This window comes from Variovorax paradoxus, from assembly GCA_016806145.1.
GTDB lineage: Bacteria > Pseudomonadota > Gammaproteobacteria > Burkholderiales > Burkholderiaceae_C > Variovorax.
Window position 1 is genome coordinate 355,140 of sequence record CP063166.1, and the last position, 23,696, is coordinate 378,835.

Annotated in this window: 23 protein-coding genes; 16 read left to right on the plus strand and 7 right to left on the minus strand. The window is 70.8% G+C overall.

What is annotated here, in order from left to right; all coding sequences use genetic code 11:
- The first annotated feature begins 51 nt into the window (after positions 1-51).
- The 3 genes from INQ48_01685 (at position 52) to INQ48_01695 (ending at position 3,099) form a co-directional block, all read left to right on the plus strand.
- Complete coding sequence (locus tag INQ48_01685) at positions 52-1,617, plus strand: ABC transporter ATP-binding protein (GenBank protein QRF58007.1); 1,566 nt, start codon at positions 52-54, stop codon at positions 1,615-1,617.
- A gap of 13 nt (positions 1,618-1,630) precedes the next feature.
- Entirely contained in the window at positions 1,631-2,299 is a 669-nt protein-coding gene (locus INQ48_01690; protein ID QRF58008.1) for a cysteine hydrolase, read from the plus strand.
- 98 nt (positions 2,300-2,397) lie between these two features.
- On the plus strand, positions 2,398-3,099 hold the full coding sequence (locus INQ48_01695) for a GntR family transcriptional regulator (protein QRF60569.1): 702 nt from the start codon (positions 2,398-2,400) through the stop codon (positions 3,097-3,099).
- Positions 3,100-3,120: 21 nt separating this feature from the next.
- Here the strand turns inward: INQ48_01695 and INQ48_01700 are convergent, their stop codons facing one another.
- Together INQ48_01700 and INQ48_01705 are read right to left on the minus strand one after the other, a co-directional pair.
- Positions 3,121-4,083 carry a tripartite tricarboxylate transporter substrate binding protein gene (locus INQ48_01700; GenBank protein ID QRF58009.1) on the minus strand — a complete coding sequence of 321 codons (963 nt, stop codon included), beginning with the start codon at positions 4,081-4,083 and terminating at the stop codon, positions 3,121-3,123.
- Between the two features lie 34 nt (positions 4,084-4,117).
- A complete protein-coding gene (locus INQ48_01705; protein ID QRF58010.1) occupies positions 4,118-5,368 on the minus strand; it encodes a flavin-dependent oxidoreductase in 1,251 nt (416 codons plus the stop codon).
- A gap of 72 nt (positions 5,369-5,440) precedes the next feature.
- Here INQ48_01705 and INQ48_01710 point away from each other — a divergent pair, with 72 nt between their 5' ends.
- Positions 5,441-6,340 (plus strand): LysR family transcriptional regulator, encoded by a 900-nt coding sequence (locus INQ48_01710; protein ID QRF58011.1) that lies wholly within the window; start codon positions 5,441-5,443, stop codon positions 6,338-6,340.
- A 229-nt stretch (positions 6,341-6,569) separates the two neighbouring features.
- Here the strand turns inward: INQ48_01710 and INQ48_01715 are convergent, their stop codons facing one another.
- Positions 6,570-7,463, minus strand: a complete 894-nt coding sequence (locus INQ48_01715) for a LysR family transcriptional regulator (GenBank protein ID QRF58012.1) — start codon at positions 7,461-7,463, stop codon at positions 6,570-6,572.
- A 155-nt stretch (positions 7,464-7,618) separates the two neighbouring features.
- Between INQ48_01715 and INQ48_01720 the strand changes: the two genes are divergently transcribed.
- The 10 genes from INQ48_01720 (at position 7,619) to INQ48_01765 (ending at position 17,666) form a co-directional block, all read left to right on the plus strand.
- Positions 7,619-8,464 (plus strand): isochorismatase family protein, encoded by an 846-nt coding sequence (locus tag INQ48_01720; GenBank protein QRF58013.1) that lies wholly within the window; start codon positions 7,619-7,621, stop codon positions 8,462-8,464.
- 1 nt (position 8,465) lies between these two features.
- Positions 8,466-9,506 carry an ABC transporter substrate-binding protein gene (locus INQ48_01725; protein QRF58014.1) on the plus strand — a complete coding sequence of 347 codons (1,041 nt, stop codon included), beginning with the start codon at positions 8,466-8,468 and terminating at the stop codon, positions 9,504-9,506.
- Positions 9,507-9,546: 40 nt separating this feature from the next.
- Positions 9,547-10,338: an SDR family oxidoreductase gene (locus tag INQ48_01730; protein QRF58015.1), complete on the plus strand. Its 792-nt coding sequence runs from the start codon at positions 9,547-9,549 to the stop codon at positions 10,336-10,338.
- A gap of 16 nt (positions 10,339-10,354) precedes the next feature.
- Entirely contained in the window at positions 10,355-11,824 is a 1,470-nt protein-coding gene (gene allB, locus INQ48_01735) for an allantoinase AllB (GenBank protein ID QRF58016.1), read from the plus strand.
- A gap of 11 nt (positions 11,825-11,835) precedes the next feature.
- A complete protein-coding gene (locus tag INQ48_01740) occupies positions 11,836-12,975 on the plus strand; it encodes a ring-opening amidohydrolase (protein QRF60570.1) in 1,140 nt (379 codons plus the stop codon).
- An 8-nt stretch (positions 12,976-12,983) separates the two neighbouring features.
- Positions 12,984-13,868 carry an ABC transporter ATP-binding protein gene (locus INQ48_01745; GenBank protein QRF58017.1) on the plus strand — a complete coding sequence of 295 codons (885 nt, stop codon included), beginning with the start codon at positions 12,984-12,986 and terminating at the stop codon, positions 13,866-13,868.
- On the plus strand, positions 13,865-14,647 hold the full coding sequence (locus tag INQ48_01750) for an ABC transporter permease (GenBank protein ID QRF58018.1): 783 nt from the start codon (positions 13,865-13,867) through the stop codon (positions 14,645-14,647). The genes INQ48_01745 and INQ48_01750 overlap by 4 nt, the downstream gene beginning before the upstream one ends.
- A gap of 21 nt (positions 14,648-14,668) precedes the next feature.
- On the plus strand, positions 14,669-15,085 hold the full coding sequence (locus tag INQ48_01755; GenBank protein QRF58019.1) for a DUF3830 family protein: 417 nt from the start codon (positions 14,669-14,671) through the stop codon (positions 15,083-15,085).
- A 26-nt stretch (positions 15,086-15,111) separates the two neighbouring features.
- A complete protein-coding gene (locus tag INQ48_01760) occupies positions 15,112-16,155 on the plus strand; it encodes an ABC transporter substrate-binding protein (protein ID QRF58020.1) in 1,044 nt (347 codons plus the stop codon).
- 89 nt (positions 16,156-16,244) lie between these two features.
- A complete protein-coding gene (locus INQ48_01765) occupies positions 16,245-17,666 on the plus strand; it encodes an amidohydrolase family protein (protein ID QRF60571.1) in 1,422 nt (473 codons plus the stop codon).
- Between the two features lie 214 nt (positions 17,667-17,880).
- Here the strand turns inward: INQ48_01765 and xth are convergent, their stop codons facing one another.
- On the minus strand, positions 17,881-18,684 hold the full coding sequence (xth, locus tag INQ48_01770) for an exodeoxyribonuclease III (GenBank protein QRF58021.1): 804 nt from the start codon (positions 18,682-18,684) through the stop codon (positions 17,881-17,883).
- 11 nt (positions 18,685-18,695) lie between these two features.
- Between xth and pyrE the strand changes: the two genes are divergently transcribed.
- Both pyrE and INQ48_01780 read left to right on the plus strand, forming a co-directional pair.
- Positions 18,696-19,379, plus strand: a complete 684-nt coding sequence (gene pyrE / locus INQ48_01775; protein ID QRF58022.1) for an orotate phosphoribosyltransferase — start codon at positions 18,696-18,698, stop codon at positions 19,377-19,379.
- A gap of 12 nt (positions 19,380-19,391) precedes the next feature.
- Complete coding sequence (locus INQ48_01780) at positions 19,392-20,105, plus strand: DUF4124 domain-containing protein (protein QRF58023.1); 714 nt, start codon at positions 19,392-19,394, stop codon at positions 20,103-20,105.
- 79 nt (positions 20,106-20,184) lie between these two features.
- Here INQ48_01780 and gatB read toward each other — a convergent pair whose 3' ends face one another.
- From gatB to gatC, 3 genes are read right to left on the minus strand one after another with little or no spacing between them, the layout of a single operon-like run.
- On the minus strand, positions 20,185-21,699 hold the full coding sequence (gatB, locus tag INQ48_01785) for an Asp-tRNA(Asn)/Glu-tRNA(Gln) amidotransferase subunit GatB (GenBank protein ID QRF58024.1): 1,515 nt from the start codon (positions 21,697-21,699) through the stop codon (positions 20,185-20,187).
- Between the two features lies 1 nt (position 21,700).
- A complete protein-coding gene (gatA, locus tag INQ48_01790; protein QRF58025.1) occupies positions 21,701-23,215 on the minus strand; it encodes an Asp-tRNA(Asn)/Glu-tRNA(Gln) amidotransferase subunit GatA in 1,515 nt (504 codons plus the stop codon).
- Complete coding sequence (gene gatC / locus INQ48_01795) at positions 23,212-23,511, minus strand: Asp-tRNA(Asn)/Glu-tRNA(Gln) amidotransferase subunit GatC (GenBank protein ID QRF58026.1); 300 nt, start codon at positions 23,509-23,511, stop codon at positions 23,212-23,214. The genes gatA and gatC overlap by 4 nt, the downstream gene beginning before the upstream one ends.
- Positions 23,512-23,696 lie beyond the last annotated feature (185 nt).

Below are 23,696 nucleotides of genomic sequence, written 5' to 3' on the forward strand. Positions count from 1 at the left end.
CACGCGCCCCGAACGAAGCCTCTCGGGCGTCAAAGAAGCTGGAGCACGGACATGAGCACCCACGCCATCGGCGGCCTCCCCCCAGGCACCGGCGCCCTCGCGCTCGACACCTACCGCCTCACCAAGCGCTTCGGCGCCTTCACCGCGATGGACAGCGTGACCCTGCGCGTGGAACCCGGCAGCGTGCATGCGCTGCTCGGCGAGAACGGCGCGGGCAAGAGCACGCTGGTGAAATGCGTGGCCGGCTTCCAGCGCGCGGAAGAGGGCAGCATCCTGATCGACGGCCGCGAGCAGGACATCGCCAACCCGATCGTCGCGCGCGCGCTCGGCATCGGCATGGTCTACCAGCACTTCACGCTGGCGCCGGGCATGACCGTGGCCGAGAACCTGCTGCTGGCCGGCGGCCGCACGCCTGCGGTGATCGACTGGAGGGCCAAGCGCGCCGAGCTCGACGCCTTCCTGGCCACCACGCCGTTCCGCCTCGACCTCGATGCGCGGCCGTCCGAACTGGCCGCGGGCGAGAAGCAGAAGCTCGAGCTGCTCAAGCAGCTCTACCTGAAGCCGCGCCTCCTGATCCTCGACGAGCCCACCTCGGTGCTCACGCCGCAGGAGGCCGACGAGGTGCTGGGCCATGTGCGCGAGTTCGCGCGCAGCGGGCTGTGCACCGTGCTGATCATCACGCACAAGTTCCGCGAGGTCATGGCCTATGCCGACGGCGTGACGGTGCTGCGGCGCGGCAAGGCCGTGCACCACGGCCGCGTGGCCGACACCAGCCCGGCGCTGCTCGCCGCGACCATGATGGGCGCGCAGCAGACTGCCGCGGCCCCGGCGCAGGCCGCTGCCTCCACGCGCCGCGCGCCGGCCGCCGATGCACCCGTCGCGCTCGAGGTCGAGGGCCTGCGCGTGCTCGGCGACCGCGGCACGCTCGCGCTGCACGACCTGAGCCTGTCGGTGCGCGCGGGCGAGATCCTCGGCGTGGCGGGCGTCTCGGGCAACGGCCAGCGCGAACTGGTCGAGGCACTGGTCGGCCAGCGCCCGCGGCTCGCGGGCCGGGTGCGCGTGATGGGCACGCCCTACCGCGCGAGCCGCGCCGAGAACCGCGAACTCAAGGTGCGCAGCCTGCCCGAGGAACCGCTGCGCAATGCCTGCGTGGGCGACTTGAGCGTGGCCGAGAACATGGCGCTGCGCGACTTCGACCGTCCGCCGCTCGCGGCCGGCGGCCTGCTGCGCTTCTCGCGCTGGCGTGCGCGGGCGCGTGAATGGATCGCCGAGTACGGCGTCAAGACGCAGGGCGAAGGCGCCCCCATCCGCAGCCTCTCGGGCGGCAACGTGCAGCGCGCCGTGCTCGCGCGCGAGCTCGCGGGCGACATCAACGTGCTGATCGCGGCCAACCCCGTGTTCGGCCTCGACTTCGCGGCCGTGGCCGAGATCCACGCGCGCATCGTGCAGGTGCGCGAGAAGGGCGGGGCGGTGCTGCTGGTCAGCGAGGACCTCGACGAGCTGCTCGAGCTGTCGGACCGCATCGTCGTCATGAGCGAGGGCCGCGTGGTCCACGAGACCGCCGCCGCGGGTGCCGAGCGGCACGTGATCGGGGCGCACATGGGCGGCGGCCACTAGAAGGACATCCAACATGCAGATCGCGCAGGCCCTGCCTTTCCCCTACGACTTCGACCCGAAGACCACCGCGCTCGTGCTGATCGACATGCAGCGCGACTTCATCGAGCCCGGTGGCTTCGGCGAGACCCTGGGCAACGACGTCTCGCTGCTCGAGGCCATCGTGCCGGCCACGCAGCGCGTGCTCGCCGCCTGGCGCGCGGCCGGCGGCCTCGTCGTCCACACGCGCGAGGCGCACCGGCCCGATCTCTCGGACTGCCCGCCGGCCAAGCGCAACCGCGGCAATCCCACGCTGCGCATCGGCGACGAGGGGCCGATGGGCCGCATCCTCGTGGCCGGCGAGCCCGGCAACCAGATCATCGAGGCGCTCGCGCCCGTGGCCGGCGAGATCGTGATCGACAAGCCCGGCAAGGGGGCCTTCTACGCCACCGAGCTGCACGAGCTGTTGCAGGCGCGCGGCATCACCCACCTGCTGTTCGGCGGCGTCACCACCGAGGTCTGCGTGCAGACCAGCATGCGCGAGGCCAACGACCGCGGCTACGACGGTCTGCTGCTCGAGGACTGCACCGAGAGCTACTTCCCGGCCTTCAAGGCCGCCACCGTCGAGATGGTGCGCGCCCAGGGCGGCATCGTCGGCTGGACCGCGACCGGCGGCCAGCTCATCGAAGCGCTCGGCGGCGCATGAAGCGCGCCGCAGCGACTACCATTCGCCCCGTGTCGACCATCGCCCGTCCCCGCCCCGGCACCGAAGCCGCCGAACCCACCGCGCCCGCGTCCACGCCCGTGGCCGCCGACGCGGTCGTGTTCCGCACGCGCGCCGACGAGGTCTATGCGCAGCTCAAGCGCGACGTGGCCGAGTTCATCCTCGTGCCGGGCGACCGCTTCACCGAGAACGAGATCAGCGACCGCCTCGGCGTCTCGCGCACGCCGGTGCGCCAGGCGCTGTTCCGGCTGCAGCAGGAGGGCTTCGTCGAGGTGCTGTTTCGCAGCGGCTGGCGCGTGCTGCCCTTCGACTTCGAGCAGTTCGAGCAGCTCTACGACCTGCGCATGATCCTGGAGACATCGGCCGTGCACCGCCTGTGCGAGGCCGACCGCCGCGTCGACCGCAGCCTGCTCGACGAGCTCGCGGCCATCTGGCTGGTGCCCGCCGCGCAGCGCAGCACCGACATGGCGCAGGTCGCGGCCTGGGACGAGAACTTCCACTGCTCGCTGGTCGCTGCCGCGGGCAATGCCGAGATGGCGCGCGTGCATCGCGACGTCACCGACCGCATCCGCATCATCCGCCGCCTCGACTTCACGCAGCAGCCGCGCATCGACGCCACCTACGACGAGCACGCCAAGATCCTCAAGGCCGTGCGCGCCAACCGCGGCGACCAGGCCGCGATGCTGCTGCGCGCCCACATCGAGACCAGCCAGGCCGAGGTGCGCAAGATCACGCTGCACCAGGTGCACCTGGCGCGGCACGCGGGGCGCGCGCCGCGCTGAGGGCGCTTTCGGGGCGCCGGCTCAATCCGCCGTGATGTTCCCCTTCTTCACCACCGCCGCCCAGCGCTGCGCGTCCTTCTGGATCAGCGTGCCGAACTCCGCCGGCGTCGAGCTCGCGGGCACCATGCCCTGCGACTCGAAGGACTTCGCCACCTCGGGCGACTTCAGCACCGCGGCGATCTCCTTGTTGAGTCGCGCCACCACGTCGGCCGGCGTGCCCTTGGGTGCGAGCACGCCGTACCACATGTCGACGTTGTCGGCAGTCACGCCGGCCTCGGCCAGGGTGGGCACGTCGGGCAGCTGCGGCAGGCGATGGCTGCTGCCGGTGGCGAGCGCCTTGAGCTTGCCGGCCTGGATGTGCTGCAGCGCGACGTGCACCGGCAGGAACATCGCGTCGATGCGCCCGCCGAGCAGGTCGGTGACGGCGCCCGCGGTGCCCTTGTAGGGCACGTGCAGCAGCTCGGTGCCGGTGCCCTGCATCAAGAGCGCCATCGACAGGTGGTGCGGCGTGCCGACGCCGGGCGTGGCGTAGGTCAACTGGCCCGGATGCGACCTGGCCGCGGCCACGAGCTGCGCGAGCGTGGTGGCCTTCTGCGTGTTCGGGTTGGTCACCAGCAGCAGCGTGCCCCAGGAGGTCAGCGACACCGGCGTGAAGTCGGCCACCGGGTCGTAGGCCAGCGTCTTGTAGAGGCTCTTGTTCATCACCAGCGTGTTGACCTGCACCATCAGCGTGTAGCCGTCGGGCTTGGCGCGCGCCACCTTCTCGCTGCCGATGTTGCCGCTGGCGCCGGCCACGTTCTCCACCACCACGGGCTGGCCCAGCGCCGCGGGCAGCCGGGCCGAGAGCTGGCGCGCGATCAGGTCGATGCCGGTGCCGGGCGTGTAGGGCACGACCAGCGTCACGGCCTGGTCGGGCCAGGCATGGGCGGCCATGGCGCTGGCGGCGGTGAGCAGGGTGGCGAGGGTCTTGGTCAGAAGGCGCATGGTGTCTCCGTGGGCATGTTCTTGTGGGACGGGTTCAAAGGTACGAGGCGCGCTGCTTGAGCGCGGCCGGGTCGTAGCCGGCCACGCGCTTGTAGTGGTCCGAGATCGCCTGCAGCTCCTGCTGCGTCACGATCTCGTCGAGCCTGTCGAAGCGCTTGCCGCCCGAGCGCTCGAACACCTCGCGCAGGATGGTGTCGGGCGGATTGCTGCGGTTGGTCAGCACCACCTCGGTGGTGGCCTTCACGCGCACCCGGTCGTAGCTCTCGAGCGCGGCCTGGCCGACGCCCTCGCGCTTCATCGCACCCGCGAGAAAACGCGCGTCGATGATCGCCTGGCCCGCGCCGTTGGAGCCGCGCGGCACCATCGGGTGCGCGGCGTCGCCCAAGAGCGTGAGGCGGCCGTGGGTCCAGCGCGGCAGCGGGTCCTGGTCGACCATCGGGTACTCGAGGATGGTGTCGGAGGCCTGGATCAGCGCCGGCACGTCGAGCCAGTCGAAGTGCCAGTCGGCGAAGGCGGGCAGGAAGTCCTCGAGCCGGCCGGCGCGGCTCCAGTCGCGCATCGCGGGCTGTGGCGCGTGGATCTCGGCCACCCAGTTCACGAGCTGGCGGCCCTGCGCGTCGATGTCGTTGCGGATCGGGTAGATCACCATCTTGCCGACCGTGAGCCAGCCCGCGCGCACCATGCTGCCGCCCGAAAGGAACGGCTGCCACGCGGCCGTGCCGCGCCACATGTTGATGCCCGAATAGCGCGGCGCGCCCTCGTTGGGATAGAGCTGCTTGCGCAGCGCCGAGTGGATGCCGTCGCAGCCGATCGCCACCGCGCCGCGCACCGGCGCGCGGCCGTCGGCGAGATGCACCGTCACGCCCGCGTCGTCCTGCTCGACGCCGGTGCAGCGGTGGCCGCAGCGCACGCTGTCGGGGCCGAGACGCTTCAGCGTCTCCTCGAGCAGCACGGTCTGCAGGTCGCCGCGGTGGATCGAGTATTGCGGCCAGTCGTAGCCCGCATGCCGGCCCGCGGGTTCGCGGAACACCAGCTGGCCGTGCTCGGTGAAGAACACCGCCTCCTGCGTGCGCACGCCGACCCGGTCGAGCGCCTCGAGCAGGCCGAGCTCGGACAGCTCGCGCACCGCGTGCGGCAGCAGGTTGATGCCCACGCCCAGCGGGCGCAGCTCGGGCACGGCCTCGTAGACGCGGCAGGCGATGCCGGCCTGGTGCAGGCTCAGCGCGAGGGTCAGGCCGCCGATGCCGGCGCCCAGGATGATGACTTCGTTGGATGCGGTGCTCATGGGGGCCGTATTGGGACCTGAAACGAGCCATAGGGGAAATTTAGATGTGATATGGATTTATCATGAATCCTTATGAACCTGAGCACGCGCCAGATGCGCGCCTTCCTGCAGGTGGCGCGCATCGGCAACTTCACGCGCGCGGCGGAGCAGGCGCACATCACCCAGGCCGGCCTGAGCATCCTGATCCGCGAGATGGAGAAGCAGCTCGGCTGCCGCCTGTTCGACCGCACCACGCGCATGGTGAGCCTCACGCCGGCCGGCCGGCGCCTGCTGCCGGTGGTGGAGCGGCTGCTGACCGACCTCGACGACGTGGCGGCCGAGCTCGGCGCCGAGGGCGACGCGGCACGTCAGACCCTGCGCATCGCGGCCACGCCGCTGGTGTCGTCGCACCTGCTGCCCTGGGTCTTCGCGAGCTTTCGCGAAGCGCATCCGCAGGTCGCGCTGCGGCTGTTCGATGCCGACCTGCGCGACGTCGAGGCGATGGTGGAGGCGGGCGATGCCGACCTCGGCCTGGGCTTCTTCTTCAGGGCCGCGCCCGACCTCGACCGCACGCCCGTGGGCCGCTTCGAGCTGATGCGCGTGACGCAGGCCGCGGCCGACGGCGAGCCGGTCGGCAGCGCGCCCTGGTCGGCGCTGCGCGGCGCCGCGCTGATCGGCCTGCCGCCCGGCAACCCGATCCAGAAGGTCATCGACCGCCAGCTCGGCGAGATGGGCCTGGCCGACGCGCAGCGGCCCGCCTTCAACTTCTTCGGCACGCTGATCTCGATGGTCGAGGCCGGCTTCGGCACCGCCGTGATGCCCACCTTCGCGCTCGCGGCCTGTCGCCGCCACCGCGTGCAAACCGACGTGCTCGTGAAGCCGCGCGTGGGCATGGATTTCTTCCGCGTGACCAAGCGCGGCGCGCACGAGACCGAGGCGTTGCGGGCCTTCAGCGAGACTTTGGAGAGGGCGTTGCCGGCGTTGTCGCGTTAGGCTGCGAATACCAACAGCCGGACGCAGAGGACGCGAAGGTTTCGCGAAGGACGCGAAAAAGAAATCTCAAAAGGTGGGCTGCGCTTGAGCGGCCGGCGCGCTCCTCTGGAAACGATGCCCGACCCGGAGCGCGGAGGTCGTCCTAGCGCGACCCACATCATTTCGGCTGCTCTTTCGCGTCCTTCGCGAAACCTTCGCGTCCTCTGCGTCCGGCTGCCCGCTCCCGAAGTCAATCCAGCTCAGCCAGCCGCTTCCCCAGGAACTCCGCGAACGCATAGGCGATCACCGGCAGCTGCCGTCCGCGCAGGTTCGCGAGCACCAGTTCGCCGCGCGGGAAGCCGCGGTCCTCGATCTCGCGCACCACCACCTCGCGGTCGTCGGGCAGCGCGCCGATCGCCATCTGGAACGAGATCGAGCGCCGGTCGTAGACGCAGCCGCGCAGGAACTCGAAGCTGTTGCTCTCCACCATCGCGTCGATGCGTGTCGAGCTGCGCGCGAGGAAGCGTTCGATCAGCTGGCGCCCGCCGGTGTCGCGGTTGGGCAGCACCACCGGGTATTCGGCGCAGTCGCGCAGCCGCACGCCGGTGGCGATGGCCAGCGGATGGCGCGCATGCATCAGCGCCATGAGCCGCTGCTCGACCGAGGTCAGGCGCTCGATGTCGCTCTCGGGCGCGAGGTTGAACACCAGCGCGAGGTCGGTGCCGAAGCTGCGCAGCGCCTCGGCGGCCTGCACGTGGTCGCCGATGCGCACCTCGAAGGCCACCAGCGGATGGCTTTGGCGGAAGTCGTGGATCGCCGCGGGCAGGAAGCGCGGCGCCAGCGCCTGGCTCGCCACCACCCGCACCGTGCCGCGGCGCAGCCCCTTGAGCTCCTCGATCTCGGAGCGCACGCGCTCGAGGTCGGCCGCGCGCCCGCGCACGTAGCGCATGAACAGCTCGCCCGCGGTGGTCAGCCGCATGCCGCGCGGCAGCCGCTCGAAGATCGGCGTGCCGAGTTCTTCCTCGATGTCCTGGATGCGGCGGTTGACGGCCGAGGGCGCGACATGCAGCCGTTCGGCGGCCTGGCGGATCGAGCCCGCACGGGCGACCTCGTCGGCATAGCGCAGGAAGCGCAGGTGGTTCATGGCGGATCGTCGTGTGGAGGGTGTGGCCGCGGGCGATTGCACGATCCGGGCCAATGGCGGCACAGGAGGTGCGTTGCCGTTGCGGCAACGCAGGGTCCGCGAAACGGTACGGATTCGGAGCACCTTCTGGCACGGTGACTGCGTGGTGGTCGGGCATGAAACGCTCATCGCCGTCCCCACGCACCAAAGACGAACAGCCGGCGCGCTTCGGCCCCGCCGCGCACAACGCCTGGACGCTCGACGCGCAGGGCGTGAGCCTGGTGCGCGCACCAAGGCGGCCCGTTCCGGTGCGCATCGATGCGCAGCCGCAGCCGGTGCAGTTCGACCTCGCGCGCAGCGCGCTCGTGGTGGTCGACATGCAGAACGACTTCTGCCATCCCGAGGGCTGGTTCGCGCAGAAGGGCCTGGGCACGAAGGCCGCGCGCAAGCCCATTCCCGTCATCGCGCGCCTCCTGCCCGCCTGGCGCGCGGCCGGCGGCGCGGTGGTGTGGCTCAACTGGGGCATCCGCGCCGATGCGCGCAACCTCAGCCCGACCATCCACTTCAAGGGCAAGCGCAGCGCCGACGGCGTGGGCTATGCCGAGCGATCGCCGATCGACCACGGCCCCTCGCTGGTGCGCGGTGAGTGGGGCGCGCGCGTGGTCGACGAACTCGAGGTCGCCGCCTCCGACATCACCGTGCACAAGCACCGCCTGAGCGGTTTCTGGGACAACGAGTTCGACAGCCTGCTGCGCCAGCAGGGCATCACCACCTTGCTGTTCGCGGGCATCAACACCGACCGCTGCGTGTTCTCCACGCTGCAGGACGCGGCCTTCCTCGGCTACGACTGCGTGCTGCTGAAGGACGCCTGCAACACGCCGTCACCGGCCTACGTCACGCGCGGCATCCATTTCATCGTGCAGCAGCTGCACGGCTTCGTCGCCACGGCCGAAGCGCTCATGGCCTCGCTGCCGAAGCGTTCGCGCCGCACCGCATCCACCCCGTCCCACCAGGAGTCCTGACATGTCCCTCTTCCGCCGCCCCATGCCCGCGCTGCTCTCGGCCTGCGCGCTCGCGCTGGCCGCCACCGGCGCCGCCGCCCAGACCTCGGTCAAGATGGTCCTCAACTGGAAGTACGAAGGCGCGCAGGCCTGGTTCTTCACCGCGCAGGACAAGGGCTACTTCAAGGCCGAGGGCCTCGATGTCGAGATCGACCAGGGCGAGGGCTCGGCCGCCTCGATCCCGAAGGTGGCTGCCGGCGCCTACCAGGCCGGCTTCGGCGACGTCAACGCGCTGATCGACCTGGCCTCCAAGCGCCCGGCCGATGCGCCGGTGGCGGTCTACATGCTCTACAACACGCCGCCCTTCACGCTGGTGGTGAAGCAGGACAGCCCGATCCGCGCGCCCAAGGACCTCGAGGGCAAGACCATCGGCGGCCCGGCCAACGACGGCGCGCTCAAGCTGTTCCCGGCCTTCGCGAAGATCGCGAACGTCGACGCCGCCAAGGTCAACATCACCAACATGGCGCCGAACCTGCGCGAGCAGATGTTGAGCCGCGGCCAGATCGACGCTGCCTTCGGCTACGTGACCACCGTGAGCTTCAGCGCCAAGGCCATGGGCCTCGATCCCGCGAAGGACCGGCGCTTCATCCGCTACGGCGACCACGGCATGGACCTCTATTCGAACGCCGTGTTCTTCTCGCGCGCCTTCGTGAAGGACAACCCGAAGGCGGTGCAGGGCTTCGTGAAGGCGCTCAACCGCGCGATCAAGGACGTGATCGCCGATCCCGATGCCGGCGTGGCCGCGGTGATGAAGCGCGAGCCGCTGCTCAAGCGCGAGGTCGAGAAGGAGAAGCTGCTCGCCACCCTGCGCAACGACATGAGCCATCCCGAGATCGCGCGCATCGGCCTGGGTGACATCGACGAGGCGCGCATGCAGCGCGCGATCGAGATCGTGGCCGATGCCAACAAGCTGCCGCGCAAGCCCACGGTGGCCGAGGTCTTCGACCGCGGCTTTCTGCCCGCGCGCGCCGAGCGGCCCTCGAGCCTGGACCGCCAACCCTGAACCCCGCCACAACGACAAACGAACAGAGAAAGACACGAACATGGACCTGCAACTCAAGGACAAGGTGGCGCTCATCACCGGCCCCGCCAAGGGCATGGGGCGCGCCGTGACGCTGGCCTTCGCGCGCGAAGGCGCGAAGCTGGTGCTTGCCGGCCGCGACACCGCCGCCATCGAGCCCGTGGCCGCCGAAGCGCGCGCGCTCGGCGTGGCCGCCATCGTGGTGCCCTGCGACCTCACGAAGAGCGCCCAGACCGAGGCGCTGGCCGCGCATGCGCTCGAGGCCTTCGGCCGCATCGACATCCTGGTCAACGTGGCCGGCGGCTCGGGCCCGATCGGCAAGACCGGCTGGGAGACCACGAGCGAGGAGTTCGACGAGATCGTGCAGCTCAACATGACGGGCTGCTTCAACACCATGCACGCGGTGCTGCCCTCGATGATCGAGCGCAAGAGCGGCAAGGTGGTCAACGTCGGCGGCACCTTCGGCATGCGCGGGCGCGCCGGCCGGCTCGCCTACTCGGCCTCGAAGTGGGGACTGCGCGGCATCACCAAGAGCTTCGCGCTCGAGGCCGGCCCGCACGGCATCAACGTCAACTGCGTCGCGCCGGGCATGGTCGACGGGCCGCGCTTTCGCGAGAAGGTGTGCGCCAACATGGCCGAGAAGCTGGGCATCACGCTCGAGGAGGCGATGACGCGCCATGCGGCCGACTACGCGCTGCGCCGCGTCTCCACCGACGCCGACGTGGCCAACGCCTGCCTGTTCATGGCCAGCGATGTCTCGCGCCAGATCACCGGCGTCGACCTGCCGGTCGATGGCGGCTGGGCCATGCTCTGAACGCGAGGAACGAACCATGAAGGAAGTCGACCTCGTCATCCGCGGCGCCCAGGTGGTGTCGCCGGACCGCATCTTCGAAGCCGCCGTCGCGATCGCCGGCGAGCGCATCGTGGCCGTGGGCCACGACGACACCATGCCGAGCGCGCGCGAGGAGATGCGCGCCGACGGCCTGCACCTGTTGCCGGGCGCCATCGACAGCCACGTGCATTTCCGCGATCCCGGCTATCCGAACAAGGAGACCTGGAAGACCGGCTCGGCGGCCGCGGCGCTCGGCGGCGTGACCACCGTGTTCGAGATGCCCAACACCAACCCGCCGACCGGCACCGTCGAGGCGCTGCGCTTGAAGCAGAAAGCGGCCGAGTCCTCGTACGTGGACTTCGGCATCCACGGCCTGCTCGGCGACGACACCGTCGAGCGGCTCGAGGAACTGCTCGACGCCGGCGTGACCAGCTTCAAGGCCTTCGTCGGCAACACCTTCGGCAACCTGCCCGCGCCCACCGACGGCGCGCTGCTCGAGGGCTTCGAGAAGCTCGCGCCGCTGGGCATCCGCACCGTGGTGCATGCCGAGAACTCCTCGATCCTGTTCCGGCGCCAGAAGAAGATGCAGGCGGCCGGGCGCATCGACGCGATGGCGCACCTGGCGGCGCGGCCCGCGGTGGCCGAGATCGAGGCCATCGGCCGCGTGCTCACCCTGGCCGAATGGACCGGCGCGCGCGTGCACATCGCGCATCACAGCGCGGCCGATTCGCTCCACCTGCTGCGCGCGGCGCGCGCGCGCGGCGTCGACGTGACGGCCGAGACCTGCCCGCAGTACCTGCTGCTCAACACCGACCACATGCGCACGCTCGGCGGCGTGATGCGGCTGAATCCGCCGATCCGCGAGCCGCGCCACAACCAGCCGCTGTGGGACGCCTTGATGGACGGCACGCTCGACATGATCGCCACCGACCATGCGCCGCACGCGCCCGAGGAGAAGACGCGCGAGAGCATCTGGGACTGCGACTGCGGCTTCCCGGGCGTGGAGACGCAGATGCCGCTGATGCTGACCGAGGTCAACCGCGGCCGCGCCTCGCTGATGGACTACGTGCGCTGGAGTTCGGTCAACCCGGCCAAGGCCTGGGGCCTGTACGGCACCAAGGGCGTGATCGCGCCGGGCGCGCATGCCGACATCGCCTTCGTCGACATGAACCGCGCGGGCGTGCTGTCGCAGAACAAGCTGCAGAGCATCAGCAAGATCTCGCCCTGGAACGGGCGCGCGGTGCGCGGCTATCCGCTGCACACCCTGCTGCGCGGACGCTTCGTGATGCGCGACGGCCGGCTGGTGGCCGAGGCCGCGGGCTGGGGCCGCTCGGTGAAGGGCGTGCAGCGCATGCCGGTGGCCAAGCCGCGCAACACCGAGCACTACAGCAGCGCGATCCTCGAGACGCCGCCGGGCGTGCCCGCGAATGCGGTGCCGGTGGGCGAGATCGACTGGAACGCGGCATGAGCGGTACTCGCATCCAGGAAGTGCGCGTCTGGCGCATCCCGTGCAGCGGGCCCGGCGACCTGCGCGGCGCGCGGGCATTGATCGAGGCGGGCGAACTCGTGCCGTCCGAGATCGTCGCGGTGATGGGCAAGACCGAGGGCAACGGTTGCGTCAACGACTTCACGCGCGAATACGCCTCCGCGGCCTGGTGCCAGCTGCTCGCGGGCGCGCTCGGCTGCACGCCCGAGGCCGTGCACCGCCAGGTGGCGCTCGTGATGTCGGGCGGCACCGAGGGCGTGCTCTCGCCGCACTTCACCGTGTTCGCGCGGCGCTGGCGCGACGAGGCCGTGCCCACGCATGGCGAGAAGCGGCTGGTGGTGGGCGTCGCGCACACGCGCGATTTCCTGCCCGAGGAGATGGGTCGCGCTGCGCAGATCGACGCCACCGCCGAGGCCGTGGCCGCGGCGATGCGCGACGCGGGCATCGACGGCACGCACGACGTGCACTTCGTGCAGGTCAAGTGCCCGCTCTTGACCTCGGCCAAGGTGGCGGCCGCGCTCGCGCGCGGTGCCGCGCCGGTCACGCACGACAGCTACGAGTCGATGGGCTACTCGCGCGGCGCCTCGGCGCTCGGCGTGGCGGTGGCGCTCGGCGAGGTGGCGCGCGCGGGGATCGGCGACGCCAGCGTGATGGCCGACTGGAGCGCCTATTCGGCGCGCGCCTCGGCCTCGGCCGGCATCGAGCTCGAGGGCAACGTGGTCATCGTGCTCGGCGAGGCGCGCGCCAGCGCCTCGGCGCTGCGCATCGCCCACGGCGTGATGCGCGACGCGATCGACGGCCACAGCGTGCGCGCGCTGCTGCGCGATGCCTTCGGCCTCGATGCCGAGCGCGATGCGCAGGCCGTCTCGCGCCGGCTCGTGAACCTGCTCGCCAAGGCCGAGGCCAGCCCCGACGGCCGGGTGCGCGGCGAGCGCCACACCATGCTCAACGACTCCGACATCCACGCCACGCGCCATGCGCGCGCGGTGGTCGGCGGCGTGCTGGCCTCGCTGGCCGGCCACACCGCGCTCTATGTCTCGGGCGGCGCGGAGCACCAGGGGCCCGCGGGCGGCGGTCCGGTGGCCGCGATCGTGCGCGTCGAGGACGCGCACGCGTCCTCTCCTTCTTCCTGAAAGCGACCATGGAACGAGCCTTCATCCAACTGTCGGACGTGATGCTGCGCTACGGCGGCGGCACCATCGCGCTGGACCACACCACGCTGGGCATCGACAAGGGCGACTTCGTCGCGCTGGTCGGCCCCAGCGGCTGCGGCAAGTCGACCATCCTCAAGCTGGTGGCCGGGCTGCTGCGGCCCAGCGCCGGCGCGGTGATCGCGGGCGGGCGCGAGGTGGGCGCCGTGGGCGTGCGCACGCCCGCGGGCAGCCATGCCTCGGCCGCGCCGCGGCTGCGCATCGGCCTCGCGTTCCAGAACCCGACCATGCTGCCCTGGCTCACGATCCGCGAGAACGTGATGATCCCGCTGAAGATCGTCGAGCCGTTTCGCCAGGACTACCGGCGCAAGAAGCGCGGCGAGTACGCCGACCGCGCCGACGCGCTGCTGGCCCAGGTCGGCTTGAAGGGCTTCGGCGACAAACGGCCCTGGCAGCTCTCGGGCGGCATGCTGCAGCGCGCCTCGCTGTGCCGCGCGCTGGTGCACGAGCCCGAGCTGCTGCTGCTCGACGAGCCCTTCGGCGCGCTCGACCAGTTCACGCGCGAGGAGCTGTGGGACATCATGCAGTCGCTGTGGATCGCGCGCCGGCCCACGGTGCTGCTGGTGACGCATGACCTGCGCGAGTCGGCCTACCTGGCCAACCGCATCTGCGTGATGAGCGCGCGGCCGGGCCGCATCCTCGAGACGCGCGAGGTCGGCTTCGCGCGGCCGCGCACGCTCGAGAGCAGCTACGCGAGCGAGTTCGCGGCGCTGGTCCAGCAGCTGCGCATGCGCATCGCGCAGGCGCGCCGCGGCGGCGACGCGGTGTCCGAAGGTGCGGCGGCCGAGCCGCTGGTCGCGGAGGTGGCGGCATGAACGCGATCTCCCCCGTGCTGCGCCAGCGCCTGCTGTCGACCGGCGCGCTGCTCGGCTTCTTCGTGCTGTGGGAGCTGGCCTGCCTGGCCGGCGGCATCTCCGACCTGGTGCTGCCGCGGCCGAGCCAGATCGTCCATGTGCTGCTCGAGAAGATGCCGCTCTTGTGGCCGCACACCGTGCAGACGCTCTACACCACGCTCGCGGGCTTCGTGCTGGGCGTGGCCGCGGGCGTGCTGATCGGCGTGGCCATCGGTTCGTCGAAGCTGGCCTACGACGTGACCTATCCGCTGCTGGTGGGCTTCTCGAGCATCCCGAAGGTGGCGGTGGTGCCGCTGTTCGTGGTGTGGTTCGGGGCCGGCACCGTGCCCGCGATCCTGACCTCGATGGTGATCAGCATCTTCCCGGTGGTGGTCAACGTGGCCACCGGCCTCGCGAGCACCGAGCCCGAGCTCGAGGACGTGCTGCGCGTGCTCGGCGCGCGCAAGCGCGACATCCTCTGGAACGTGGGCCTGCCGCGCACGCTGCCCTACCTGTTCGCCTCGCTCAAGATCGCCATCACGCTGGCCTTCGTGGGCACGGTGCTCAGCGAGACCGTGGCGGCCAACAAGGGCATCGGCACCGTGATGATGATCGCCAGCGGCAACTTCGACGTGCCGATGGTGTTCGCGGGCCTGTTCCTGCTCGCGGCGATGGGCGTGCTGCTGTATGCGGTGTCGGCCCTCGTAGAGCGGCGCATGACGGGCTGGGCCCAGCGCAAGACCGACATGGCCATGGCCTGACTCCCCCACGACGAGACCGACATGACTTCCACACGCATCCTCATCACCGCGGGCGACCTGCGCTTCGTGGCCCAGACCCATCCCGACGCGCCGCTCACCGTGGCCGCGTTCTCGAAGCTCCTGCCCTACCGGCAGAAGCTGATCCACGTGCGCTGGAGCGGCGAGGGCTGCTGGGTGCCGCTGGGCGACTTCCAGCTCGGCGTGGGCTTCGAGAACCACACCAGCCATCCCTCGGTGGGCGACATCCTGTTCTATCCGGGCGGCTACAGCGAGACCGAGATCATCCTGGCCTACGGCGCCTGCAGCTTCTCGAGCCGCATGGGCCAGCTCGCGGGCAACCACTTCCTGAGCATCGTCGAGGGGCGCGAGCAGTTGCGCGAACTCGGCCGGCGGGTGCTGTGGGAGGGCGCGCAGGACGTGCGCTTCGAGGCCGCCTGAACTTCACGCAAGACCAAGGAGCTCCCATGCTGCAAACCCTCTCGCGCCGCGGCGCGCTCGCGGCCCTGCCCGCGCTGGCGGCCGCGCTCGGCGCGCCGCGTGCCTTCGCGCAGGCGCCCACGCCGATCAAGTTCGTGCTCGACTGGAAGCTGCAGGGCATCCATGCCTGGTACTACCTCGCGCAGGACCGCGGCTACTTCGCGGCCGAGAAGCTGGCCGTGAGCATCGACCAGGGCGACGGCTCGGCGGCCGCCGTCACCAAGGTGATGAACGGCGCCTACCAGGCGGCCTTCGGCGACATGAACGCCATCGTGCAGAACGCCGCCACGCGGCCCGCCGACGCGCCCGTGATGGTCTACATGCTCTACGACCGCGCGCCCTTCGCGCTGATCGTGAAGGCGTCGGGACCGATCAAGACGCTCAAGGACCTCGAGGGCCGCACGCTCGGCAGCCCGGCCGGCGGCGCCGCGGCGCGCATGTTCCCGGTGATCGCGGCGCGCGCGGGCATCGATCCCGCCAAGGTCCAGTGGACCGGCATGGCGCCCAACCTGCAGGAGCAGATGCTGCTCAAGGACCACGTCGACGGCTCGGCCGTGTTCTCGGTCACCAGCTACATGAACCTGGTGGCGCAGGGCGTCGACCCCGACCGCGACATCCGCTGGTTCCACTACGCCGACCATGGCGTGGACCTTTATGGCAACGGCGTGATGGTGTCGCGCGCGCTGCTGCGCGACAGGCCCGAGGCCGTGGCCGGGCTGGTGCGCGCGATCCACCGCGCGGTGCTCGACACGATCGCCGATCCCGACGCGGCCATCGCCGCGCTCGCCAAGCGCGAGCCGCTGCTCGATGCCGCGCTCGAGAAGCGGCGCCTGCTCTACACGCTGCGCACCGTGATGCTGACGCCCGCGGTCGCGCAGGCCGGCATCGGCGATGTCGACGACGCGCGCATGGGCCGCGCCATCGCGCAGCTGCGCACCGCCTTCGAGTTGCCGCGCGCGCCCGCGCCCGGCGAGGTGTTCGACCGGCGCTTCCTGCCGCCCGCGGCCGCGCGCCGGGTGGTGGCGAGCTGAGGCGTCGCATGAGCCTCGCCCCGCACCCCGACGCCATCGATTGCGCCTGGCTGCTGGCCGAGCCCGGCCTGCGGCCCGCGCAGGCCGGCATGCGCATCGAATTCGACGGCGAGCGCTTCGGCGCGATCGCGCCGCGCGATGCCACCGGCCCCGCGCCGCGGCTGCTCGCGCTGCCGGCGCTGGCCAATGCGCACGACCATGCGCGCACCTTCCGCAGCGCCACGCTCGGCGCCTTCGGCCAGCCGCTCGAGAGCTGGCTGCCCTTCCTGGGCACGGTGCCGGGCATGGATCCGTACCTCTGCGCCGCCACCTCGTTCGCGCGCTCGCTGCGCCATGGCGTGACGAACCTGATGGCCCACTACACGCGCGTGCAGGGCGGCATGGACTACGTCGACGAGGCGCGGGCGGTGGCGCGGGCCGCGCGCGACGTCGGCGTGCGCATCGGCTTCGCGGTCGCGATGCGCGACCGCCACGGCATCGCCTACGACGACGATGCCGCCGTGCTGGCCCTGCTGCGCCCCGGCATCCGCGACGCGGTCGCGCGGCGCCTCACGGTGCAGCCGGTCGAGCCCGCGCGCCAGCTCGCGCAGGTCGATGCCGTGGCGCGCATGGTCGAGGAGGAGGGCCTGGGCGCGCACGTCACCGTGCAGTACGGCCCGACCGCGGTCCAGTGGTGCGGCACGCCGCTGCTCGAGGCCATCGCGCGCGCCTCGGCCGACACCGGCCGGCCGGTCCACATGCACCTGCTCGAGACGCGCTACCAGCGCGACTGGGCCGACGCCCATCATCCGGGCGGCATCGTGCGCTTCCTCGATGCGATCGGCCTCTTGAGCCCGCGTCTCACGCTCGCCCACTGCACCTGGGCGCGGCCCGACGAGCTCGCGCTGATCGCCGAGCGCGGCGCCACCATCGCCGTCAACACCAGCTCGAACCTCGGCCTCCAGTCGGGCATCGCGCCGCTGGCCGAGATGCTGCGCCAGGGCTGCCGCGTGGCCATGGGGCTGGACGGCATGGCCTTCGACGAGGACGACGATGCCCTGCGCGAGATGCGCCTGGCCTACGCGCTGCACCGCGGCTGGGGCTACGAGCGCGCCATGACCCCGGCCCAGCTCTGGTCCTTCGCCGCCGGCCACGGCCCGCGCAGCGTGGGCGGCGCGCTGGTGTCGGGCGGCCGCATCGCGACCGGCGCCCCGGCCGACCTGGTGCTGCTGGACCTCGAGGCGCTCGACGACGATGCGCTGTTCGACGACATCGATCCGCTCGAGCTGGTGCTCGCGCGCGCCAGTGGCCGCCATGTGGCGAAGGTGCTGGTCGGCGGGCGGCTCGCGGTCGATGCCGGGCGCGTGCTGGGCATCGACGAGCCCGCCCTGCGCGCCGAGCTGCTGGCGCGCATGCGCGCGGCGCTGGCGGCCGACCCCTCGCATGCGCAATGGCGCCGCACGCTGGGGGCGCTGGCGGAGGACCTGGGGCCGCTGTACCGCGAGGGGCGGATCGGGCGATGCTGCGGTTGAAAGCGGACAGCCGGACGCAGAGGACGCGAAGATTTCGCGAAGAGCGCGAAAGAAAACCTTCAAAAAGGAGCCGCGATCTGCGACGGTAGCGGCCTTGCATGGCTCCTCGGGGCGCAACCGCCACAAGCGTGCAACCCACACCCTTTTGGCTGCTCTTTCGCGTCCTTCGCGAAATCTTCGCGTCCTCTGCGTACGGCTGTCCGCTCCCGATTTCCTAGAGCGTGAAGTCGTACTCCAGCGTGATCGGCGCGTGGTCGCTGAACTTGATGGTCTTGAAGATCTGCTCGGTGCGCGCGAGCGCGGCGGTCTTCGGCGTGGCGAGGTGGTAGTCGAGCCGCCATCCCACGTTGTTGGCATAGGCCTGGCCGCGGTTGCTCCACCAGGTGTAGGCCTCGCCGGTGGTGTCGGGCTTGAGCATGCGGTAGACGTCGACCAGCCCCGCGCCCTCGGCGCCGGCGTCGAGCAGCTTCGTCATCCAGGCGCGTTCCTCGGGCAGGAAGCCGCTGTTCTTCTGGTTGCCGCGCCAGTTCTTGAGGTCGATCTCCTTGTGGGCGATGTTGATGTCGCCGCACAGCACGAACTCGCGCTGCTTCTTCAGCGCCACCAGGTGCGGGAAGAAGCCCTTGAGGAAGCGGAACTTGGCCTGCTGGCGCTCCTCGCCCGAGCTGCCGCTCGGGAAATAGCAGCTGATGACCGAGAACTTGCGCTTCGGGGTGTCGAAGCGCAGCTCGAGGTAGCGGCCCTCGGCGTCGAATTCGGCGTCGCCCCAGCCCACCACCACCTCGCTGGGCGCGTGTTTGGTGTAGATCGCGGTGCCCGCGTAGCCCTTCTTCTCGGCAAAATGGAAGTGGCCCTTGAGGCCGGCCATCTCCTCGAAGCGGCCTTCGATGTCGCTGGCCTGGACCCGGATCTCCTGCATGCAAATACAATCCGGCGCCAATTCGGCCACCCAGTCGGCAACGCCCTTGGTGGCGGCCGAACGCAGGCCATTGAGATTGAGACTGGTCAGTTTGAACACAAGGAATTCCGATGGCTGTAGATGGTGAGAAAAGCAGTGCGGTGGCGCAGGACTTCGTCCAGTTCGCGCTCGACGCGGGCGTGTTGCGCTTCGGCGAGTTCAAGACCAAGGCCGGCCGCATGAGTCCCTATTTCTTCAATTCGGGCCTCTTCGACGACGGCGCCAAGATCGCGCGGCTCGCGGGATTCTATGCAGACCGCCTGATCGAGAGCGGGCTCGAGTTCGACATGATCTTCGGCCCGGCCTACAAGGGCATCCCGCTGGGCGCCACGGTGGCGGCCGAGCTCGCGCGGCGCGGGCGCAACGTGCCCTTCGCCTACAACCGCAAGGAAGCCAAGGCGCACGGCGAGGGCGGCAACCTGGTCGGCGCGCCGCTCAAGGGCCGGGTGCTGATCGTCGACGACGTGATGTCCGCGGGCACCGCGGTGCGCGAGTCGATCGCCGCGATCCAGGCCGCGGGCGCCGTGCCGCACGCGGTGGCGATCGCGCTCGACCGGCAGGAGAAGGCGACCGAGAACGGCGTCGACGTGGACCACAGCGCCGTGCAGTACGTGCGCAACCAGCTCGGCCTGCAGGTGGTGGCGATCGCCACCCTCGACGACCTGCTGAGCTACCTCTCGGGCGGCGCGGCCGCCGACCTCGGCACCCACCGCGAGCGCGTGCTCGCCTACCGCACGCGCTACGGCGCCCACTGAAGGACACGCCCGATGCACCGCCTGCCGCGCCGCCCCGGCCACAGCCGATTCCGCGCCATCGGAAACGCCCGTGCCGCGCTGGCCGCGGTGCTCGCCGCCGGCTGCACGCTGGCGCTGGCCCAGGCGCAGAAGGGCGTGCCCGGGGTGCCCAGCGCCGCGGGCATCTATTCGTGCGTCGATGCCAAGGGCCGCACCCTGACCGCCGACCGGCCGATCGCCGAATGCGCCGACCGCGAGCAGCGCGAGCTGAGCCCGAGCGGCATGACGCGGCGCCGGCTCGAGCCCACCTACACGGCGCGCGAGCAGGCCGAACGCGAGGACCGCGCGCGCGAGGCCGCGGTACAGGCCGCGCGCATCGCCGACGAGCGCCGGCGCGAGCGCGCGCTGCTGATCCGCTATCCGAACGCCGCCGCCCACGAGCGCGAGCGCGGCGAGGCGCTGGTGCAGGTCGACGCGGTGATCCAGGCGGCGAGGAAGCGGCTGTCCGAACTGGCCGACGACCGCAAGAAGATCGACGAGGAGCTCGAGTTCTACAAGGGCGACGCGAGCAAGGCACCGGGCGTGCTGCGGCGCCGGCTCGACGACAACGCCAAGAGCGCGGCGGTGCAGAACCGCTTCATCGGCGAGCAGGAAGACGAGAAGAAGCGCGTCAATGCACGCTTCGACGAGGAACGCGTGCGGCTCAAGCAGCTGTGGTCGGGCGAGACCGCGACCACCTCGCGCTGAGCGGCATCCCCCAAAGAAAAAACGGTGAAGCGGCCCGCGCGGGGCCCGCTTCACCGTCGTATCGGGCCGAAACCCTGGCTCAGGCCAGCTTGGCCTTCAGCAGCTCCGTGACCTGCGCGGGGTTGGCCTTGCCGCCGCTGGCCTTCATGACCTGGCCCACGAGGCCGTTGAGCGCCTTCTCCTTGCCGCCGCGGTACTCTTCGACGTTCTTGGCGTTCTTCGCGATCACCTCGTCGAGGATCGCGTCGAGCGCGCCGGCGTCGTTCATCGGCTTCAGGTCCTTGGCCTCGATGATCGCGTCGACGTCGCTGCCTTCGCCGGTCCACAGCGCCTCGAAGACCTGGCGCGCGGCATTGTTCGGCAGGGTGCCGTCGGCGATGCGCTTCACGAGCTGGCCGAGCTGCGACGCGCTGACCGGCGCGGCCTCGATGCCGATCTCCTGGGCATTGAGGCGGCGCGCGATCTCGCCGGTGATCCAGTTGCTCGCGAGCTTGGGCGTGGCGCCGGCCTTCACCGCGTCGTCGAAGTAGCGCGCGAGCGCGGGGCCCTGCGTGAGCTGCGCGGCGTCGTAGGCCGACAGGCCATGGTCGCGCACGTAGCGCTCGGCCATCACGCGCGGCAGCTCGGGCATCTCGGCCTTCACGCGCTCGATCCAGTCGGCGGCGATCACCAGCGGCGGCAGGTCGGGATCGGGGAAGTAGCGGTAGTCGGCCGAGTCCTCCTTGGCGCGCATCGCGCGCGTCTCGCCGGTGTCGGGATTGAACAGCACCGTGGCCTGCTCGATCTTGCCGCCGTCCTCGAGCGTGTCGATCTGCCAGCTGATCTCGTAGTCGATCGCCTGCTGCATGAACTTGAAGCTGTTCAGGTTCTTGATCTCGCGGCGCGTGCCGAGCTTCTCGCCGGGGCGGCGCACCGAGACGTTGGCGTCGCAGCGGAAGCTGCCTTCCTGCATGTTGCCGTCGCAGATGCCGATCCAGGTCACGATCTTGTGCAGCTCCTTCGCATAGGCCACGGCCTCGGCGGTGGAGCGCATGTCGGGCTCGGTCACTATCTCGAGCAGCGGCGTGCCGGCGCGGTTCAGGTCGATGCCGCTCTGGCCCACGAAGTCCTCGTGCAGCGACTTGCCTGCGTCCTCTTCGAGGTGGGCGCGCACCAGGCGCACGGTCTTCTGTTCTTCAGCCTGTCCTGAGCCTGTCGAAGGGCCGACGAAGAAGCTCACCGAGCCGCCCTGCACCACGGGAATCTCGAACTGGCTGATCTGGTAGCCCTTGGGCAGGTCGGGGTAGAAGTAGTTCTTGCGCGCGAACACGCTGCGCGGCGCGATGTGCGAGCCGAGCGCGAGGCCGAGCCGGATCGCGCGTTCGACGGCGCCCTTGTTCATCACGGGCAGGGTGCCGGGCAGCGCGAGGTCGACCGCGCAGGCCTGCGTGTTGGGCTCGGCGCCGAAGGCCGTGGAGGCGCGGCTGAAGATCTTGCTCGCGGTCGAGAGCTGGGCGTGGGTCTCGAAGCCGATGATGACTTCATAGCCGCGCACCAGCGGGCCGGTCGGGCGGCCCTGTTGCTGTGCTTCGAAGGTGTTCACTGTCTCGCTCATGTCAGAAGCCCTCCGGCGTGCGCGCGTGCCAGTCGGTGGCCAGCTGGAAGCGGTGCGCCGCGTTGAGCAGCTTCGCTTCGCCGAAGTAGTTGCCGATCAGCTGCAGGCCCACGGGCATGCCGCCGTCGAAGCCCACCGGCAGGCTCATGCCGGGCAGGCCGGCCAGCGAGGCCGGCAAGGTGAAGATGTCGGCCAGGTAGTCGGCCACGGGGTCGTCGCCGTGCTCGCCGATCTTCCAGGCGGTGGTCGGCGCGGCGGGGCCGGCGATCACGTCGCACTGCGCGAAGGCCTGCTGGAAGTCGTCGGCGATCATGCGGCGCACCTTCTGCGCCTGCAGGTAGTAGGCGTCGTAGTAGCCGTGCGAGAGCACGTAGGTGCCGATCATGATGCGGCGCTTGACCTCGTCGCCGAAGCCTTCGGCGCGCGTGCGCTCGTACATCTGCGTGAGCGCGGTCTTCTTGCTGGCCGGGTCGATGAAGTCCTTGGCGCGATGGCCGAACTTCACGCCGTCGAAGCGGCTCAGGTTGCTCGAGGCCTCGGCCGCGGCAATGATGTAGTAGACGGGAATCGACAGCTCGGTGCGCGGCAGCGAGACCTCGACGCGCTTCGCGCCGAGCTTCTCGTACTGCAACAGCGCTGCATCGATGGCGGCGCGCACGCCGGGCGCCACGCCCTCGCCGAAGAACTCCTTCGGCACGCCGATGCGCAGGCCCTCGAGCGAGTCGTTCAAGGTGCGGCCGAAGTTCTCGGCCGGGCGGTCGAGCGAGGTCGAGTCGCGGTCGAGGTCGGGGCCGCAGAAGGCCGACAGCAGCAGCGCGCAGTCCTCGGCCGAGCGGGCCATCGGGCCGGCTTGGTCGAGGCTGGAGGCGAAGGCCACCATGCCGTAGCGCGAGGCGCGGCCGTAGGTGGGCTTGATGCCGGTCACGCCGCAGAACGAGGCCGGCTGGCGGATCGAGCCGCCGGTGTCGGTGCCGGTGGCGGCCGGCGCGAGGCGCGCGGCCACGGCGGCCGCGCTGGCGCCCGAGGAGCCGCCCGGGATGCGCTCGAGGTTCCAGGGGTTGCGCACCGGCACGGCCCGGTCGTGGCCCACGGCGGGCACGGCCACGTTCTCGTTGGCCGAGCCCATCGCGAACTCGTCGCAGCTGAGCTTGCCGAGCGTGACGGTGCCGGCCTCGGCGAGGCGGCGCACCACGGTGGCGTCGAAGGGCGAGCGGTAGCCCGCGAGCATCTTCGAGCCCGCGGTGGTGGCGAAGTCGGTGGTGGCGAAGATGTCCTTGTGCGCGATCGGCACGCCGGCCAGCGCCGGGGCGTTGCCGGCCGCGATCGACGCGTCGGCCGCGCGGGCCTGGGCCAGCGTGGCGTCCTCGTTCACTTCGACGAAGCTGCCGAGCGCCTGGTGCGCCTTCATGCGGCCGAGAAAGTGCTGCGCGGCCTCGACGGCCGAGACTTCGCGTCCGGCCAGCGCCTTCGCGAGCGCGGCCACCCCGAGTTGGTGCAGGTCCTTGGCGCCGCTCATTCGATCACCTTGGGCACGAGGAACAGGCCGGCTTCGACGGCGGGGGCGCTGCGCTGGTTGGCTTCGCGGTTGTCGGGCTCGCTCACGACGTCCTCGCGCAGGCGCAGGACGATGTCCTCGATGGCGGCCACGGGGTGGGCCAGGGGCTCGACGCCGGTGGTGTCGACCGAGCGCATGCGCTCGACCACGTCGAAAAAGCCGTTGAGCTGGCTGAGCATGCGCTCGCTTTCGTCGGGGGCGAGCTGCAGCCGCGCCAGGGAGGCGATGCGGACGATATCGGAAGCGGAAAGGGACATGGTGGAACCGGCCGAAAAACCGGAGGTAAATAGCGCGCCGCAAGGGCCGCCAACACGGGATTCAGAGGGGATTCGGGTATTATCCCGCCTTTGCCGCAACCCCCGCGAACGCGCCGGCTTTTGCTGCAAAAACGATCAAATTCACCCTTCCAGCACCCCCAAAACACCCATAGAGTGAGCGACGT

Coding starts and splice junctions, on each gene's coding strand:
- INQ48_01710 (QRF58011.1), top strand. CDS start 5,441: ATGAACCTGAGCACGCGCCAGATGCGCGCCTTCCTGCAGGTGGCGCGC.
- INQ48_01700 (QRF58009.1), bottom strand. CDS start 4,083: ATGCGCCTTCTGACCAAGACCCTCGCCACCCTGCTCACCGCCGCCAGC.
- INQ48_01715 (QRF58012.1), bottom strand. CDS start 7,463: ATGAACCACCTGCGCTTCCTGCGCTATGCCGACGAGGTCGCCCGTGCG.
- INQ48_01745 (QRF58017.1), top strand. CDS start 12,984: ATGGAACGAGCCTTCATCCAACTGTCGGACGTGATGCTGCGCTACGGC.
- INQ48_01780 (QRF58023.1), top strand. CDS start 19,392: ATGCACCGCCTGCCGCGCCGCCCCGGCCACAGCCGATTCCGCGCCATC.
- gatB (QRF58024.1), bottom strand. CDS start 21,699: ATGAGCGAGACAGTGAACACCTTCGAAGCACAGCAACAGGGCCGCCCG.
- INQ48_01725 (QRF58014.1), top strand. CDS start 8,466: ATGTCCCTCTTCCGCCGCCCCATGCCCGCGCTGCTCTCGGCCTGCGCG.
- gatC (QRF58026.1), bottom strand. CDS start 23,511: ATGTCCCTTTCCGCTTCCGATATCGTCCGCATCGCCTCCCTGGCGCGG.
- gatA (QRF58025.1), bottom strand. CDS start 23,215: ATGAGCGGCGCCAAGGACCTGCACCAACTCGGGGTGGCCGCGCTCGCG.
- INQ48_01730 (QRF58015.1), top strand. CDS start 9,547: ATGGACCTGCAACTCAAGGACAAGGTGGCGCTCATCACCGGCCCCGCC.
- INQ48_01685 (QRF58007.1), top strand. CDS start 52: ATGAGCACCCACGCCATCGGCGGCCTCCCCCCAGGCACCGGCGCCCTC.
- INQ48_01760 (QRF58020.1), top strand. CDS start 15,112: ATGCTGCAAACCCTCTCGCGCCGCGGCGCGCTCGCGGCCCTGCCCGCG.
- INQ48_01690 (QRF58008.1), top strand. CDS start 1,631: ATGCAGATCGCGCAGGCCCTGCCTTTCCCCTACGACTTCGACCCGAAG.
- allB (QRF58016.1), top strand. CDS start 10,355: ATGAAGGAAGTCGACCTCGTCATCCGCGGCGCCCAGGTGGTGTCGCCG.
- INQ48_01765 (QRF60571.1), top strand. CDS start 16,245: ATGCGCATCGAATTCGACGGCGAGCGCTTCGGCGCGATCGCGCCGCGC.
- INQ48_01720 (QRF58013.1), top strand. CDS start 7,619: ATGAAACGCTCATCGCCGTCCCCACGCACCAAAGACGAACAGCCGGCG.
- INQ48_01705 (QRF58010.1), bottom strand. CDS start 5,368: ATGAGCACCGCATCCAACGAAGTCATCATCCTGGGCGCCGGCATCGGC.
- INQ48_01750 (QRF58018.1), top strand. CDS start 13,865: ATGAACGCGATCTCCCCCGTGCTGCGCCAGCGCCTGCTGTCGACCGGC.
- pyrE (QRF58022.1), top strand. CDS start 18,696: ATGGCTGTAGATGGTGAGAAAAGCAGTGCGGTGGCGCAGGACTTCGTC.
- INQ48_01755 (QRF58019.1), top strand. CDS start 14,669: ATGACTTCCACACGCATCCTCATCACCGCGGGCGACCTGCGCTTCGTG.